The organism is Ewingella americana (assembly GCF_006438725.1).
GTDB lineage: Bacteria > Pseudomonadota > Gammaproteobacteria > Enterobacterales > Enterobacteriaceae > Ewingella > Ewingella americana_A.
This window is the reverse complement of sequence record NZ_RCZD01000010.1, coordinates 116388-132952: the sequence shown is the minus strand read 5'-3', so window position 1 is coordinate 132952 and position 16565 is coordinate 116388. Positions and strand designations below refer to the sequence as shown.

The following is a 16565-nucleotide window of genomic DNA, read 5'->3' as shown; positions in this document are numbered from 1 at the left end:
ACGGCGGACCTTTGGGTCCGCCGTTTTTGTTTATGACGAGAAAAACCTCGCGTTGAACTCTTACCCTGTGAGAGTATTATCTGGCCATCTTGAGTCAGGGAATGAGTCATATGGAATATGTGGAGTTTATTGAGACGCCGACATTCAGCCGCAAATGCAAAGAGTTGCTTACTGAGGATGAATATCGCCAGCTTCAGGAATATCTAACCCATTCACCCGATGCCGGGGCGATTATTGTTGGGACCGGAGGTTGTCGGAAGATCCGCTGGATGCGCCAAGGCCAGGGTAAAAGCGATCTTGAAAGATATTGTACAAAGTCTGTCGTGAAACAGGAGATAGACCATGAATAAAGAATTATTCGAGGAGTTGCGGCAATCAGCCGAAGAGATGGTCGCTATCCGCAAGGGTGAGATGGTAGCGGCTAACGTGACACGTGTTGCTATGCCAGCGGTAAAAGAGATTCGTTCTAAGGCCGGAGTTAAGCAGGAAGAGTTCGCTAAACTGATTGGTGTTTCTCCTTCTCTGGTTCAGGCGTGGGAGCAACAAAAACGTTTGCCTAACGGTGCCGCACTAAAATTGCTAAAAATGATTGAGCTAAATCCGCAAATCATAAATACGCTGAAAACGATTTAAAGACGGCAACAAAAACGGCGGACCTCTGGGGCCGCCGTTTTTGTTTATGACTAAAGAGTACCACCGACTAAATCTTCAAATACGCCCTGATCCCATCAAGGAACATCTGGGTGGAGAGCATCACCAGAATCAGCCCCATCAGGCGCTCCAGCGCGCTGACGCCTTTGTCGCCGAGCAGGCGCAGGAACAGGTTCGACAGCAGCAATATCCCCATCGACAATCCCCAGGCGATAAACAGTGCCAGCGTCAGGTGAGTCATCTGGTTGGGATATTGATGCGATAGCAGCATCAGCGTGGCGAGAATCGACGGCCCGGCCACCAGCGGGATCGCCATCGGCACCAGGAAGGGTTCTTCACCGGCCGGTAAGCCGCTGCTGCTTTTCTCTTCGGACGGGAAAATCATTTTGATGGCGATCAGGAACAGAATAATACCGCCGGAAATCGACACCGTTTCAGTACGCAGGTTGAGGAAGGAGAGGATCTTCTCACCGGCGAACAGGAAGATTAGCATCAGGATCAGCGCGATCAGCATCTCGCGGATCAACACCACGCGACGGCGTTTTGGATCCAGATGTTTTAATACCGACATGAAGATCGGCAGGTTGCCCAGCGGATCCATAATTAAAAACAGCAGGATGGTTGCTGAAATCATTTCAGTCATGACTACCTCAAAGACAGAGTTCGGCTTTCTTAAAAACGCCTGTTATAAGTCGCGCTGCTAAAAAAGCCCCGACTATCGATTAAATTCACTTGCCACTTCTTATGCATCTTGTAACTTTGTATCTCCTGCATCATTCAAGTGGCAGATGCGTTGGCTTCGCTCACTCACCCGAATCACTGACCTATGTCAGCTCATCGGGATTCTTTCGTTCGCCGCCTTCCTGCCACTCGAATGATTTTGGAGATTTCTCGTTGCGTTGACAGGGTCGTCAGCGCTAAAAATTTCAAACACACTTTACGCAGCGATCACGCTCAGGGCAGGACAGTAATTATGAAAAATGTAGGTTTCGTTGGCTGGCGCGGGATGGTCGGTTCTGTACTCATGCAACGCATGATTGAAGAACGCGATTTTGACGCCATCCACCCGGTATTCTTCTCCACCTCGCAACATGGCCAGGCTGCACCGGAATTTACCGGCCGGCATGGCACATTGCAGGACGCTTATGACCTCGACGCACTGAGTGCGCTGGACATTATCATCACCTGTCAGGGCGGCGATTATACCAACGAAATCTATCCAAAGCTGCGTCAAATCGGTTGGAAAGGCTACTGGATCGACGCAGCATCCTCTCTGAGAATGCATGATGACGCGATCATTATTCTGGATCCGGTCAACAGCGCGGTGATTCATCAGGGCATCGACAAAGGCATCAAAACCTTTGCCGGGGGTAACTGTACCGTCAGCCTGATGCTGATGTCGTTGGGCGGTTTGTTCGCCAATGACCTGATCGAGTGGGCCTCAGTGGCCACCTACCAGGCAGCTTCCGGCGGCGGCGCGCGCCACATGCGCGAACTGCTGACCCAAATGGGCATGCTGCACAATAGCGTGGCGAAAGAGTTGCAGGACCCGGCCTCCGCCATTTTGGACATCGAACGTAAAGTCACTGCGCTGACCCGCAGCGGCACCTTGCCGACGGACAACTTCGGCGTTCCGCTGGCCGGTGGTTTGATTCCGTGGATCGACAAACAGCTTGATAACGGCCAGACCAAAGAAGAGTGGAAAGGTCAGGCTGAGACCAACAAAATTCTGGGCACCTCCAGCGTGATCCCAGTGGATGGCCTGTGCGTGCGTATCGGTGCGCTGCGCTGCCACAGCCAGGCGTTTACCCTGAAGCTGAAAAAAGATGTGTCGATTCCTGAAATCGAACAGATGCTGGCGAGTCATAACGACTGGGTGCGCGTCATCCCGAATGACCGCGAGCTGTCGATGCGTGAACTGACACCGGCTGCGGTCACCGGCACCATGAACACGCCGGTTGGGCGTCTGCGCAAACTGAATATGGGCCCGCAATATTTGTCTGCGTTCACCGTGGGTGACCAGCTGTTGTGGGGGGCGGCAGAGCCGTTGCGCCGCATGCTGCGCATCCTGCTGTAACCTTCATACTTGAAGCTGCAGCTGTGTGAGCTGCGCTTGCGAACCCGAATCACTGACTCATGTCAGCGCATCGGGATTCACTCGCTAGCTGCCTTGCTGCAACGTCAATTATTTTGGTTACTCAATGGGTAAATAACCCTGTTTTCACCCAACGGGACACCAGCACGGTGTCCCGTTTTTGTTCCACTCATCAATCACTTCACCCGGTTTGAATCTCTTCGCCAGCGCTTTTAGCTGAATTTCACGTGGTGAAAAAATCCTCGGCTTTTGCCCCCCGCTTTTGGCGACTTTTGTCTATGCTTAGTAGATGACCAAAGCGTTTTTGAGAAGCACAAACAAGCACTTATTTAGAATCTGTGAGCTTGAGCGCTGGCAGGCACGTTTAAACAAGAAAAAGTGACACTCTCATCACAAGGTGATCACCCCTTCAGGAGCAAACTGACTAGAGATTTATTGTTGAGCATCTGAATGATTTCATTGAACTTATTGATTTAATTAATCATAGGACGAAATGCATGTCAGTACTTCTTGATCAGCACGTTATTAATCAACTCATTTCCGGCCACTATGCTGATCCGTTTTCGTTATTGGGAATGCATTCTGTGGCGGCGGGTATTGAGGTGCGCGCACTTTTGCCGGATGCCGATCAGGTCTGGGTGATTGATGCCGAGAAAGGCACAAAAGTGGCTGAACTGCGCCGTGATGACCATCGCGGCTTTTTTGTCGGGATAATGCCCCGGCGCAAAAATCTCTTTCGCTACCAGTTGGAAGTCCGCTGGGGCGAAAATACCCAGTTAATTGACGATCCATACCGCTTCGGCACGTTACTGCAGGAACTGGATATCTGGCTGCTGGCTGAAGGCACGCATTTGCGGCCATACGAGAAGCTGGGCGCGCACCCGCAGGTGCTGGACAACGTTGAAGGGGTGAGCTTTGCACTCTGGGCACCCAACGCGACGCGTATTTCCGTGGTCGGTGAATTCAACTTCTGGGACGGCCGCCGTCATCCGATGCGTCAGCGCCGCGAAAATGGTATTTGGGAGCTGTTTATCCCGGCGGTACGCGAGGGGCAGCTGTACAAGTACGAAGTGATCGACTGCCGGGGTCACATCTCCCTGCGCGCCGATCCTTATGCTTTTGAAGCGCAAATGCGCCCGGAAACGGCGTCGCTGGTCAGCCATCTTCCTGAAAAAGTGCCGTTCTCTGCTGAACGTAAAAAAGCCAATGCGCTGAACCAGCCGGTCTCCGTGTACGAAGTCCATCTGGGGTCCTGGCGTCGTCATACTGATGATAATTTCTGGTTAAGCTACGGCGAACTGGCGGAGCAACTGGTCTCTTACGCCAAATGGATGGGCTTCACGCACATCGAACTGATGCCGATTAACGAACATCCATTCGACGGCAGCTGGGGCTACCAGCCGCTCGGTATGTATGCGCCGACCCGCCGTTATGGTACGCCGCAGGAGTTCAAAGCCTTCATCGATGCCGCGCATAACGCCGGTCTGAATGTGATCCTCGATTGGGTGCCGGGCCACTTCCCGAGTGATGCCCATGGCCTGGCCCAGTTTGACGGTACCGCGCTGTACGAATATGCCGATCCGCGCGAAGGCTACCATCAGGACTGGAACACGCTGATTTACAACTATGGCCGCCACGAAGTGCGTAACTATCTGGCAGGCAACGGTTTCTACTGGATTGAGCGCTACGGCATTGACGGCCTGCGGGTTGACGCCGTGGCTTCAATGATTTACCGCGACTACAGCCGCAAAGCGGGAGAGTGGATCCCCAATCATTACGGTGGCCGCGAAAACCTCGAAGCCATCTCTTTCCTGCGCTACACCAACCAGACGATTGGTCGCGAGCTCGATGGTGCGGTGACGCTGGCGGAAGAGTCCACCGACTACCCTGGCGTTACCATGCCACCCGACGCCAACGGTCTGGGGTTCCATTACAAATGGAATCTGGGCTGGATGCATGACTCGCTCAATTACATGCAACTTGATCCGGTTCACCGCAAATATCACCACAATCTCATGACGTTCGGCGTGCTTTACGCCTACAGCGAAAACTTCATGCTCCCGCTTTCCCACGATGAAGTGGTGCACGGAAAGGGCTCGCTGCTCGACAGAATGCCCGGTGACGCGTGGCAGAAGTTTGCCAACCTGCGCGCCTATTACGGCTTTATGTGGGCGCATCCCGGCAAGAAACTGATGTTTATGGGCTGTGAATTTGCACAAGGCCGCGAGTGGGACTTCAACAGCAGCCTCGACTGGCATTTGCTGGATGACCCAAACGGCTGGCACAGTGGTGTCCAGCATCTGGTGCGGGACCTCAATCATGTTTACCGCCAGCAAACGCCACTTTACGAACTGGACTTCAACCCGCGCGGTTTTGAATGGCTGGTGGTCGATGACCACGAAAACTCGGTGTTCGCCTTTGCACGTCGCGACGACAACGGTGATGAAATCATCGTTGTCAGCAACTTCACGCCGGTGCCGCGTTACGACTACCGCATTGGCGTGGCACGCCCCGGGCGTTATCACGAAATCCTCAATACGGATTCGCACTTCTATCGTGGCGGCAATATTGGTAACGACGGCGATGTGTACAGCCAGCCGACCGGCCACCATCAGCGTGAGCACTCTATTTGCCTGACTATTCCGCCGCTGGCGACCGTGTATCTGCGGCGGGAGGTGCGATGAAACAGCTCGAACCTGGCCAGCCAGCGCCGTATGGCGCACACCTCCAGGCAGACGGCGTGAACTTCTGCTTGTTTTCAGCCCATGCGGAAAAAATTGAACTCTGTCTGTTCGACGAATCTGGCAGCGAGCAGCGTCTCACTTTACCGGGCCGCACCGGCAATCTGTGGCACGGTTTTCTACCCGGAGCCAGGGCCGGTCAGCACTATGGCTACCGGGTTTACGGGCCGTTCGAACCCGCGAAAGGGCTGCGTTTTAACCCGAAAAAATTGCTGATCGACCCGAGTGCCCGTGCGCTGGAAGGCGAATTGCGCGATAACGCACGGCTAAACGGCGGCATTGATACGTTGGACGAAAAAGACAGCGCCGTGGCCGCACCGAAGTCGGTGGTGGTCAGTGACACTTTTGACTGGGGCAATGACGCACCGCCCGCCACGCCGTGGGCCGAAACGGTGATTTATGAGGCACATGTGCGCGGCCTGACGCGCCAGCATCCGCACATTCCGGCGGCGCTGCGCGGTACCTATGCCGGCCTCGCGCATCCGGTCATGTTGGAGTATTTACAGCATCTGGGTGTCACGGCGATTGAGTTACTGCCGGTGCAGCATCACGCTGACGAGCCCCGGCTGCAACGCCTTGGGTTGAGTAATTACTGGGGCTATAACGTGCTGGCCCCTTGCGCGGTGGAGCCACGCTACGCCAGCCGGCAAAAAGGTATTTCAGCGCTCAGCGAATTCAAAGCGGCAGTCAAAGCGCTGCATCAGGCCGGCATTGAAGTGATCCTCGACGTGGTGTTCAACCACAGCGCCGAGTTGGCTATTGACGGGCCTTTCGTCTCGTTTCGCGGCATAGATAACGCCAGTTGGTACTGGCTGCGCGAAGACGGCAGCGACGATAACGTCACTGGCTGTGGTAATGCGTTGCGACTGGTGGATGACGACATCGTCGAGTGGACGCTCGACAGCCTGCGTTACTGGGTGCGCGAATGCCATGTGGACGGCTTTCGCTTCGATCTCGCCACCGTTCTGGGCAGAACCCCGTCGTTTACCCCGCAATCCCCGCTGTTCAGCGCAATGCGTGCCGACAGCGTACTGTCTCACGTCAAGCTGATTGCCGAACCCTGGGACATTGGCACTGGCGGCTATCAGCTCGGCAATTTCCCGCCGCCGTTCGCCGAGTGGAGCGATCTGTGGCGTGACGATATGCGCAAATTTTGGCTGCACGGTGATTTGCCTCTCGGGCAGTTTGCCGGGCGCTTTGCGGCATCTGCGGATCTGTTCGACCACGCCGGGCGCTTGCCTCACGCCAGCATCAACATGCTTACCGCGCACGACGGCTTTACCCTGCGCGATGTGGTCAGTTTCAACGATAAACACAATCAGGCCAACGGCGAAAACAACCGCGACGGGCATAACGAAAACTACAGCCAGAACCACGGCGAGGAAGGGCTGGATGCCTCTGAAGAGGTGCAGCGTCAGCGGCGCCTTAGCCAGCGCGCGCTCTTAGCGACCTTATTGCTGTCGCAGGGCACCCCGATGCTGCTGGCCGGTGACGAACATGGCAACAGCCAGCAGGGCAACAACAATGCCTATTGTCAGGACAACGCGCTGACCTGGCTCGACTGGAACAGCGCCGATGACAACCTGACGGCTTACGTGGCGGCGCTGGTTGCACTGCGCAAAAAAATTCCCGCGCTGACGCAAAACCAATGGTGGCGCGGCGAGGGTAATGATGTCGAGTGGCTGGATGCGCAGGGCCAGCCGATGCAGGCGGCCAGTTGGGAGCACGGACCGCAGCAATGGCTGCAAATCCGCCTTTCTGGCCGCTGGTTGCTGGTGTTGAACGCCTCGCTCAGCGATGTCGATATGCAACTGCCACAAGGCCGCTGGGAGCCGGTTGCCCCGTTTAATTCGGTGCTGTTTGGAGAAGAACCCCAGCGTGTCAGGGACGGTTCGACCTGGCGTGCCGCAGCAAAAACCCTCTGCGTGCTCCATTGCCATGAATAACAACACCGCACGCATGCAGGAATGTCAGCAGAGTGATGCAAGGAGTCAGCCATGAATAAAACAGAAAACAGAGATCCGGTAATGCTGGCCAGACAGTTACCTCTTAAATCCGTCGCGCTGATCCTGGCCGGTGGTCGGGGTTCACGTCTTAAGGATTTAACCGCTACCCGCGCCAAGCCTGCGGTTCATTTTGGCGGCAAGTTCCGCATCATCGACTTTGCGCTGTCGAACTGCCTGAATTCGGGCATTCGCCGCATCGGCGTTATTACGCAATATCAGTCACATACGCTAGTTCAACATATTCAACGTGGCTGGTCATTTCTTAATGAAGAGATGAACGAATTTGTCGATTTACTGCCCGCCCAGCAGCGCCAAAGCACCGAACATTGGTACAAAGGCACCGCCGATGCTGTCTATCAGAATCTGGATATCATCCGCCGCTATGAGGCCGAGTACGTGGTGATCCTCGCCGGGGATCACATCTACAAGATGGATTACTCGCGCATGTTGGTGGATCACGTGCAAAAGGGAGGGGAATGTACCGTCGCCTGCCTCGCCGTGCCGCTGGCGGAAGCCAGTGAGTTTGGTGTGATGGATGTTGGCGAAGACTATCAAATCAACAGCTTCCTTGAGAAACCGCAGAACCCACCTTGCATTCCCGGTCAGCCGGACATGGCGCTGGCGAGCATGGGGGTCTACATTTTTAATGCTGACTACCTGTTCCGCCTGCTCGAAGAGGATATGTCCAAGGAGGATTCCAGCCACGATTTCGGCAAAGATTTGCTGCCGAAAATCACCGCCGAAGGTGTGGCCTGGGCTCATCCTTTCAGCTTGTCCTGCGTAACGCAAAACACGGAATTACCGCCGTACTGGCGCGATGTCGGGACGCTCGATGCGTACTGGAAGGCGAATCTGGATCTGGCGTCAGTCACGCCGGAACTGGATATGTACGACCGCTCGTGGCCCATCCGTACTCATATGGAACCGCTGCCGCCCGCCAAGTTTGTGCAGGACCGCTCCGGTAGTCACGGCATGACCATGAACTCTCTGGTGGCCGGTGGCTGCATCGTTTCCGGGTCGGTGGTGGTCAATGCCGTGCTGTTTCCGCGCGTGAGGGTGAACTCGTTTTGCAATATTGATTCGACCATCTTATTGCCGGACGTCAACATTGGCCGTTCATGCCGCTTACGTAAATGTGTGATCGACCGTGCCTGTCACATTCCCGAAGGCATGGTGATCGGCGAAAACGCCGATGAAGACAGTAAACGTTTTTACCGCTCAGAGGACGGCGTAGTGTTAGTCACCCGGGCGATGTTGGCAAAATTGTAATACCCGACGTCCTTGAAGCCGTGGCTGCATTCGCGAATCCGAATCACTTACCTGTGTAAGCTCATCGGAATTCACTCGTTTGCCGCCTTGCCACAACGCCAATGACTTGGGTATGTCTGTGAGAAATTGAAAACGAGATAACTCGGAATGAAAGTGGTCCGGGACGGTGCAACAGGGAGATTGTTGACGTCTGCCCCGATAATATTTACTCGCCATTGCGGTTTTTATCCCGTGATGGCGGTGATAATTCAGGAGCGCGAATGCAGGTTTTACATGTTTGTTCAGAGCTGTTTCCCTTGTTAAAAACCGGGGGACTCGCTGACGTCGCGGGTGCGCTTCCCGCTGCTCAAATAGCGGGGGGGACAGACGTACGTGTACTGATCCCAGCCTTCCCCGATATTAAACGAGGCATCGGAGAGACGCAGGTTGTTGGCCACCTTGATACCTTCGCCGGGCACGTAACGCTGCGCTATGGCGTTTTTCAGGGCGTGGGTATTTATATTATTGATGTACCAGGACTGTATGACCGCCCCGGCAGCCCGTATCACGATCAGTCTTCTTACGCTTACCCGGATAACCATCTGCGTTTCGCCCTGCTGAGCTGGATGGCCGCAGAACTGGGCAATGGTTTCGACGCAATGTGGAAACCCGACATTCTTCACTCGCATGACTGGCACGCTGGGCTGACGTCGGCTTATGTACGCGCGCGCCATATTCCGGTCAAAACCGTCTTCACCGTACACAATCTGGCATTTCAGGGGTTGTTCGACGGTTACCATTTACAGCATTTGCAGATCCCGTTTGAGTTCTTCCAGATGTACGGTCTGGAGTTCTATGGGCAGATCTCTTATCTGAAAGCCGGGCTATTTTATTCGGACCATATCACCACCGTCAGCCCGACCTATGCCAAAGAGATCACCCGCCCTGAATTTGGGTATGGGATGGAAGCTTTGCTGCTCGAACGACAGCGGGAAGGCCGCCTGACGGGGATCCTCAACGGCGTCGATGATGCTATCTGGCAGCCGCGTGATGACGTATTGCTGTCGGCTCGCTACGACGCAGATGACCTGCGTTCCAAGATGATCAATAAAGCCTATCTGCAACGCGCAATGGGGCTGGATGTGGATGACTCGCGGCTGGTGTTCGCCGTGGTGAGCCGTTTGACCCATCAAAAAGGGCTGGATCTGGTGCTGGAAGCGCTGCCGGACTTGCTGGAGCGTGGTGGCCAACTGGCGCTGCTCGGCGCCGGTGACGCGGTATTACAACAGGCATTTCTGGCCGCAGCGGCAGATAACCCAGGGCAGGTGGGCGTACAACTTGGCTATCACGAGTCGTTCTCGCACCGCATTATCGGTGGTGCGGATGTCATCATGGTGCCAAGCCGCTTTGAGCCCTGCGGCCTGACGCAGCTTTATGGTCTGAAGTACGGCACCTTGCCACTGGTTCGACGTACTGGCGGGCTGGCCGATACGGTGGTGGACTGCGCGCTGGAAAATCTGGCCGACGGCACCGCCAGTGGATTCGTTTTCGAAGAGGCTAACGGCAAATCTTTGGGTAGCGCCATTCGCCGGGCGTTTGTATTGTGGAGCAGGCCAAAGCACTGGCGCCATGTACAGCATCACGCCATGGGTATCGACTTCGGCTGGCAGGTAGCGGCTCAGGCCTACCTGTCACTTTATCAACGCTTGCTGTCGTGATGCTTGTTGTCATGAGAGCTGCTAAGCGGCATTACTTGATTGGGAACGCAACGCTATGACTTCACCGTTTAATTACACTTCGCCGACCGTCAGTGTTGAAGCGCTGAAACACTCCATTGCCTACAAACTGATGTTTATCATCGGTAAAGATCCCTCTATTGCCACTCAGCATGATTGGCTGAATGCCACGTTGTTTGCCGTACGTGACCGCATGGTGGAACGCTGGTTGCGCTCCAACCGCGCCCAGACCTCACAGGATGTCCGGCAGGTTTATTATTTGTCGATGGAGTTTCTGATTGGCCGCACGCTGTCGAATTCCCTGCTGTCGATGGGCATTTATGATGACATCAAACAGGCACTCGATGAGATGGGTTTTGACCTTGAGGAACTGATTGTCGAAGAGAACGACCCAGGCCTCGGCAACGGCGGTCTGGGGCGCCTGGCGGCCTGTTTCCTTGATTCGCTGGCAACGCTGGCGTTGCCCGGGCGCGGTTACGGCATCCGTTACGAATACGGTATGTTTGCGCAAAATATTATTAACGGCCAGCAGATGGAGTCGCCAGATTACTGGCTGGAATACGGTAACCCGTGGGAGTTCCAGCGCCATAACACCCGCTACAAAGTGCGTTTCGGCGGCCGTCTGCAGCACGAAGGGAGCAAAACCCGCTGGCTGGAAACCGAAGAAGTCATTGCCTGTGCCTACGACCAAATCATTCCCGGTTTTGACACTGATGCCACCAACACGCTGCGGCTGTGGGGCGCGCAGGCCAGTAACGAAATCAACCTCGGTAAGTTCAATCAGGGTGATTACTTTGCGGCGGTAGAAGATAAAAACCACTCTGAGAACGTATCGCGGGTACTTTACCCGGATGACTCCACCTACTCAGGCCGCGAGCTGCGCCTGCGTCAGGAGTATTTCCTGGTCTCTGCCACCGTGCAGGACATTCTCAACCGCCATTACGTCACCCACCATACCTATGAAAACCTGGCCGATAAAACCGCCATTCATCTCAATGATACGCACCCGGTCCTTTCCATTCCTGAACTGATGCGGCTGTTGATCGACGAGCATAAATTCGACTGGGATAAAGCCTGGGACACGGTGAGCAAAGTTTTCTCCTACACCAACCATACCTTGATGAGTGAAGCGCTGGAGACCTGGCCGGTGGATATGATCGGTAAAATTTTGCCGCGCCATCTCGAAATCATCTTCCAGATTAACGATCACTTCCTTAAAGAGGTGGCGGTGAAAGTGCCGAATGACAGCGGGATTTTGTCGCGCGTGTCGATTATCGATGAAGAGCATGGCCGCAAGGTGCGTATGGCCTGGCTGGCGGTGATTGCCAGTCATAAAGTCAACGGCGTGTCGGCGCTGCATTCCGAATTGATGGTGCAATCGCTGTTTGCCGATTTTGCCAAAGTGTATCCCGATCGCTTCTGCAACAAAACCAACGGCGTGACGCCACGTCGCTGGCTGGGTCTGGCCAACAAACCGCTGTCGAAAGTGCTGGATGATGCCATCGGCCACCATTGGCGTACTGACCTGAGCCAGCTTGAAGAGTTGAAACAGAATATCGATTACCCCAGTTTCCTTGAGGCGCTGCGCAAGGCTAAGTTTGAGAACAAAAAGCGTCTGGCGGTTTATATCGCACAGAAACTTGACGTGGTGGTGGACCCGAAAAGCCTGTTCGATGTGCAGATCAAACGCATTCACGAGTACAAACGTCAACTGATGAACGTACTGCATGTGATCACCCGCTATAACCGCATTATTGAAGAGCCGGATGCAGGCTGGGTGCCGCGCACCGTCATTTTCGCCGGTAAAGCGGCATCGGCTTATTACGCCGCCAAGCAGATCATTCGGCTGATCAACGACGTCGCCACCGTCGTCAATGACGATCCGCGCGTGCGCGATAAGCTCAAAGTGGTGTTTATTCCAAACTACAGCGTCAGTCTGGCACAGATGATCATTCCGGCAGCCGATCTCTCCGAGCAGATTTCTCTGGCAGGTACCGAAGCCTCAGGCACCAGTAACATGAAGTTTGCTCTAAATGGTGCACTGACCATCGGTACGCTGGACGGTGCTAACGTCGAAATGCTCGAACACGTTGGTGAGGAGAATATCTTCATCTTCGGTAACACGACGCCAGAAGTGGAACAGTTGCGCCGCGATGGCTACAACCCGCATACCTACTACGAGCAGGACCCAGAGTTGCACCAGGTGCTGACCCAGATCGCCACCGGTGTTTTCAGCCCTGGCGAACCGAAGCGCTACAGTAATCTGTTCGACACGCTGGTGAACCTCGGCGATCACTACCAGGTACTGGCAGATTACCGCAGCTACGTCGACACCCAGGATAAAGTGGACGAACTCTACAAACAGCCCGAAGAGTGGACCCGCCGCACCCTGCTTAATATCGCCAATATGGGCTATTTCTCCTCTGACCGTACCATCCAGGAGTACGCCGACGAGATCTGGAATATCAAACCGATTAAGTTGTAGCAGCAACGTCGATATAAAAAAGGCACCCGATGGGTGCCTTTTTTTGTTGATCTGCTGAAGTTTACGACGCCAGCGACAAATGTTTCTTCTGCTGCTTATGGCTTGCCAGCCAGTCGGTGATGCGTTGTTGTTGGGCCTTGTCCAACCACATGCCGAGTTTGGTACGGCGCCAGATGGCGTCATCCAGCTCGATAACCCACTCTTTTTCCACCAAATAACGCAGCTCGGCTTCGTAGAATCCATGACCGAAATCTTCGCCCAAAGATTCCAGGCTGGTGGCATCAGCGATAAACAACTCAGTCTGGCTGCCGTACGTATGGGTATAACGACGGGCCAGCGATTCTGGCAACCATTTGAAACGGCTGCGCAGGTTGGCGGCATAGGTTTCGCGATCCCCACCCAGTTTCCCACCCGGCAATACGGCGTTTTTGGTCCAGGCCGGACCGGCTTTCGGGTAGTACTTGGTCAGTTTTTCCAGCGCATGTTCGGCCAGCTTACGGTAAGTGGTCAGCTTGCCGCCGAATACTGACAGCAGCGGTGCCTTGCCGTCCTGATCGTGCACGTCCAGCGTGTAATCGCGGGTAACGGCCTGCGGTGAATCAGATTCATCATCACACAGTGGACGCACGCCGGAATAACTCCAGACAATATCCTCAGTGGTCAGCTGTTTCTTAAAGTGGTCGTTATACACTTTCAGCAGATAGCTGGTCTCTTTCTCATCGATTTTTACATCTTTCGGATCGCCGTGATACTCCACGTCGGTGGTGCCGATGATGGAGAACTCATCCAGCCATGGGATCACAAACACAATACGGTGGTCTTCGTTTTGCAGAATGTAAGCCTGTGGTTGATTGTGGGCGCGTGGCACCACAATGTGGCTACCTTTGATCAGACGAATACCGTAAGGGGATTTCAGCTTCAGGCCGTCGTCGAAGAAATGTTTGACCCACGGACCCGTAGCATTCACCAGACCTTTGGCGCGCCAGGTGAAGGTTTTGCCGGTATCGATCTCTTCGGCCTCGACCATCCATAGCCCATCTTCACGCCATGCGCGGTTCACGCGAGTACGGGTGCGAACTTCGCTGCCACGCTCTTCCACTTCCTGAGCGTTGAGCACCACTAAACGCGCATCATCTACCCAGCAGTCAGAATATTCGAAACCTTTGGTCAGTTCAGGTTTCAGTACGGAATCCGCGCCGAATTTAAGGCCTTTACTGGACGGCAGGCTGGTGCGTTTACCCAGATGGTCATACATAAACAGACCGATGCGGATCATCCAGGCTGGGCGCAGGTGCGGCTGATGCGGCAGGCGGAAGCGCATCGGAAAAGCGATGTGTGGCGCAAGGCGCAGCAGGACTTCGCGTTCAGCCAGTGCTTCACTCACCAGGCGGAATTCGTAGTGTTCAAGGTAGCGCAAACCACCGTGAATCAGCTTTGAACTGGCCGAAGAGGTCGCGCACGCCAAGTCTTGCGCTTCCAGCAGCAGAACGGACAGCCCACGGCCAGCCGCATCCGCAGCGATGCCAGTACCATTGATACCGCCACCGATTACGATCAAGTCTTTGGTTTCCACGTCATCTTCCTCCAGATGTTCGTAATAGCTCTTTTATGTTCGTTTTCGCTCACGATTGTAATCGAGAATCGTCAAACAAGCCAAGCGTTAACCAAATAAAAACATTTATGCGTGATGCAGGTAACAAAATTTCGGCGTTTTTGCGCAAAAATGTCATGGAAGAAGCAAAAGGAAGGGAAGAGGCGCGGAGCTTTTCGTAATTGTTCGTTTAGAACGTTAGATTGAGCGAATGGGGATAACCGGATGCACGCAGTGAGCGCACCCGGCGGGCCGGGCGATTTAGCAGAGTTCGAGCTGGACGTCGTATTTGTCGATAATCTTCATCACGCTTTCCGGCGGTTGCTGGTCGGTGAACAGATAGTCGATGAGGCTCATGTTACCGAGATTCACCATGGCGTTGCGGCCAAACTTCGAGTGGTCAGTGACCAGCATTACGCAGCGTGAATTCTCGATGATGGCGCGTTTAGTGCGTACTTCATGATAGTCAAACTCCAGCAGCGAACCGTCCATGTCGATGCCGCTGATGCCCAGAATGCCGTAGTCGAGGCGAAACTGAGAGATGAAGTCCAGCGTGGCTTCGCCCATGATGCCGCCGTCGCGGGTGCGGACTTCGCCCCCGGCCAGGATCAGCCTGAAATCTTCCTTGGCCGTCAGCAGGGTAGCGACGTTCAGGTTATTGGTGACCACGCGCAGATTCTTATGATTGAGCAGCGCATGAGCCACCGCTTCCGGCGTGGTGCCGATGTCGATAAACAGCGTTGCACCATCGGGGATCTGGGCGGCGACGCGCTGGGCAATGCGCGCTTTCTCTTCCGACCACATGATTTTACGGTCGTTGTAGGCAGCATTAACCGAACTAGAGGGCAGGGCTGCGCCACCGTGATGGCGGTGAATCTTGTTCTGCTCCGCCAGATCATTGAGGTCGCGGCGGATAGTCTGAGGGCTGACGGCGAAATGCTCTACCAGCTCCTCGGTGCTCACATAGCCCTGCTGGCGTACCAGATCAATAATGGCATCGTGGCGTTGTGTCTGTTTCACCTGAATCCCCTAATTCTATTTTTTATGTGACGTTCGGGTGTCCACAAAGGCCATTAACAGGCCAAGCACCAGACCGAAAACGTGGGCAGCATTGGCGATGGCCATTCCCATCACGTTGAAATAACCCAGCACCAGCCAGGCAATGGAAAATACCATTAGTCCGCGTGGCAGAGAAAGACCGCGATCAGGTTTTAACTCGCCGGTCAGCCAGACGTAACCCATCAGGGCATATACCACGCCGGATAAACCGCCAAACCAGATGCCGCTGAATAACGACTGGCCCCAGCCGCTGATCAGTGCCGACACGAGAGTAATCGTAAACAGTTTGCCGGTGCCGAGGCGTTTTTCCACCGGCCCGCCGAGATACCACCACCACAGCAGATTGAACAAAATATGCAGCAGGGAAAAATGCAGCAATGCCGGGCTGAACCAGCGCCAGATTTCAACATACTGACTGCTGTTCATCGGCCACGCCAGCACGCGCATTACGCTTTCATCGCCGTAAATTTGTTGCAGAATATAGACCGCGATACACAGGAAAATCATCGCCATGGTCAGTGGCCCGGCCTGGCTGCGAATACGCTGCCAGTAAGAATAGTGCTGATAACTCAAGTTGGCATCGGTGCTGCCGGTGTGCCAGCTTGCGGCCAGATAACGCGCATGCAGCGGATCTTCTAAAAACAGTGCGACCTGCTGTTCTACTTCGGGCAGGCGGGATTCATCCTCCAGCCACAACTGCACTTCCTGACTCTCTTTTTTGACCTGCAGTTTTATCCCCTGCGTCGCCATGTAATCGACAAAGGCCAGGGCCAGACGGGGATTGTTCAGGCTAAGAATACGTACCATATTATTTTGCTGGTCCTGTAATGGATTGATTTTTCGACGACATGGGTAGGATAACCTTTTTCTGCCAGCATTGAGAAAACCGATTATACCTGCCATCCAGCATGCTGCATAAATCAGTCAAATTTTCCGCTCGCTTAAAACATTTG

The 16565-nt window shown here is 54.4% G+C and carries 12 protein-coding genes; 8 read left to right on the top strand and 4 right to left on the bottom strand.

Translation table 11 applies throughout. The annotated features are described in order from the left end of the window. Nucleotides 1-101 precede the first annotated feature (101 nt). Both EAH77_RS18085 and nadS read left to right on the top strand, forming a co-directional pair. Complete coding sequence (locus EAH77_RS18085; RefSeq protein WP_140474211.1) at nt 102-350, top strand: hypothetical protein; 249 nt, start codon at nt 102-104, stop codon at nt 348-350. Then, nucleotides 343-633 (top strand): NadS family protein, encoded by a 291-nt coding sequence (gene nadS / locus EAH77_RS18080; protein WP_140474210.1) that lies wholly within the window; start codon nt 343-345, stop codon nt 631-633. The genes EAH77_RS18085 and nadS overlap by 8 nt, the downstream gene beginning before the upstream one ends. A 67-nt stretch (nt 634-700) precedes the next feature. On the opposite strand, the gene EAH77_RS18075 is transcribed toward nadS, so the two are convergent. Next, nucleotides 701-1294, bottom strand: coding sequence for a YhgN family NAAT transporter (locus tag EAH77_RS18075; RefSeq protein WP_140474209.1), 594 nt, complete (start codon nt 1292-1294; stop codon nt 701-703). Nucleotides 1295-1624: 330 nt separating this feature from the next. Between EAH77_RS18075 and asd the strand changes: the two genes are divergently transcribed. The 6 genes from asd (at nt 1625) to glgP (ending at nt 12962) form a co-directional block, all read left to right on the top strand. Beyond that, nucleotides 1625-2728: an aspartate-semialdehyde dehydrogenase gene (gene asd, locus EAH77_RS18070; RefSeq protein WP_140474208.1), complete on the top strand. Its 1104-nt coding sequence runs from the start codon at nt 1625-1627 to the stop codon at nt 2726-2728. A gap of 515 nt (nt 2729-3243) precedes the next feature. Next, nucleotides 3244-5430 (top strand): 1,4-alpha-glucan branching protein GlgB, encoded by a 2187-nt coding sequence (gene glgB, locus EAH77_RS18065; protein WP_140474207.1) that lies wholly within the window; start codon nt 3244-3246, stop codon nt 5428-5430. Continuing rightward, nucleotides 5427-7433 (top strand): glycogen debranching protein GlgX, encoded by a 2007-nt coding sequence (gene glgX, locus EAH77_RS18060; RefSeq protein ID WP_140474206.1) that lies wholly within the window; start codon nt 5427-5429, stop codon nt 7431-7433. The genes glgB and glgX overlap by 4 nt, the downstream gene beginning before the upstream one ends. Nucleotides 7434-7484: 51 nt before the next feature. Then, nucleotides 7485-8762: a glucose-1-phosphate adenylyltransferase gene (glgC, locus tag EAH77_RS18055; protein ID WP_140474205.1), complete on the top strand. Its 1278-nt coding sequence runs from the start codon at nt 7485-7487 to the stop codon at nt 8760-8762. 260 nt (nt 8763-9022) lie between these two features. Continuing rightward, nucleotides 9023-10459 carry a glycogen synthase GlgA gene (gene glgA / locus EAH77_RS18050; protein ID WP_140474204.1) on the top strand — a complete coding sequence of 479 codons (1437 nt, stop codon included), beginning with the start codon at nt 9023-9025 and terminating at the stop codon, nt 10457-10459. A gap of 55 nt (nt 10460-10514) precedes the next feature. Continuing rightward, the gene (glgP, locus tag EAH77_RS18045; RefSeq protein WP_140474203.1) at nt 10515-12962 is read left to right on the top strand and encodes a glycogen phosphorylase; all 2448 of its coding nucleotides are present in this window, start codon (nt 10515-10517) and stop codon (nt 12960-12962) included. Nucleotides 12963-13023: 61 nt separating this feature from the next. On the opposite strand, the gene glpD is transcribed toward glgP, so the two are convergent. The 3 genes from glpD to glpG form a co-directional block, all read right to left on the bottom strand. Beyond that, a complete protein-coding gene (gene glpD, locus EAH77_RS18040) occupies nt 13024-14535 on the bottom strand; it encodes a glycerol-3-phosphate dehydrogenase (RefSeq protein WP_140474202.1) in 1512 nt (503 codons plus the stop codon). Between the two features lie 279 nt (nt 14536-14814). Next, on the bottom strand, nt 14815-15573 hold the full coding sequence (locus tag EAH77_RS18035) for a DeoR/GlpR family transcriptional regulator (RefSeq protein WP_140474201.1): 759 nt from the start codon (nt 15571-15573) through the stop codon (nt 14815-14817). Between the two features lie 15 nt (nt 15574-15588). Then, nucleotides 15589-16419 (bottom strand): rhomboid family intramembrane serine protease GlpG, encoded by an 831-nt coding sequence (glpG, locus tag EAH77_RS18030; RefSeq protein WP_140474200.1) that lies wholly within the window; start codon nt 16417-16419, stop codon nt 15589-15591. Between the last annotated feature and the right edge of the window lie 146 nt (nt 16420-16565).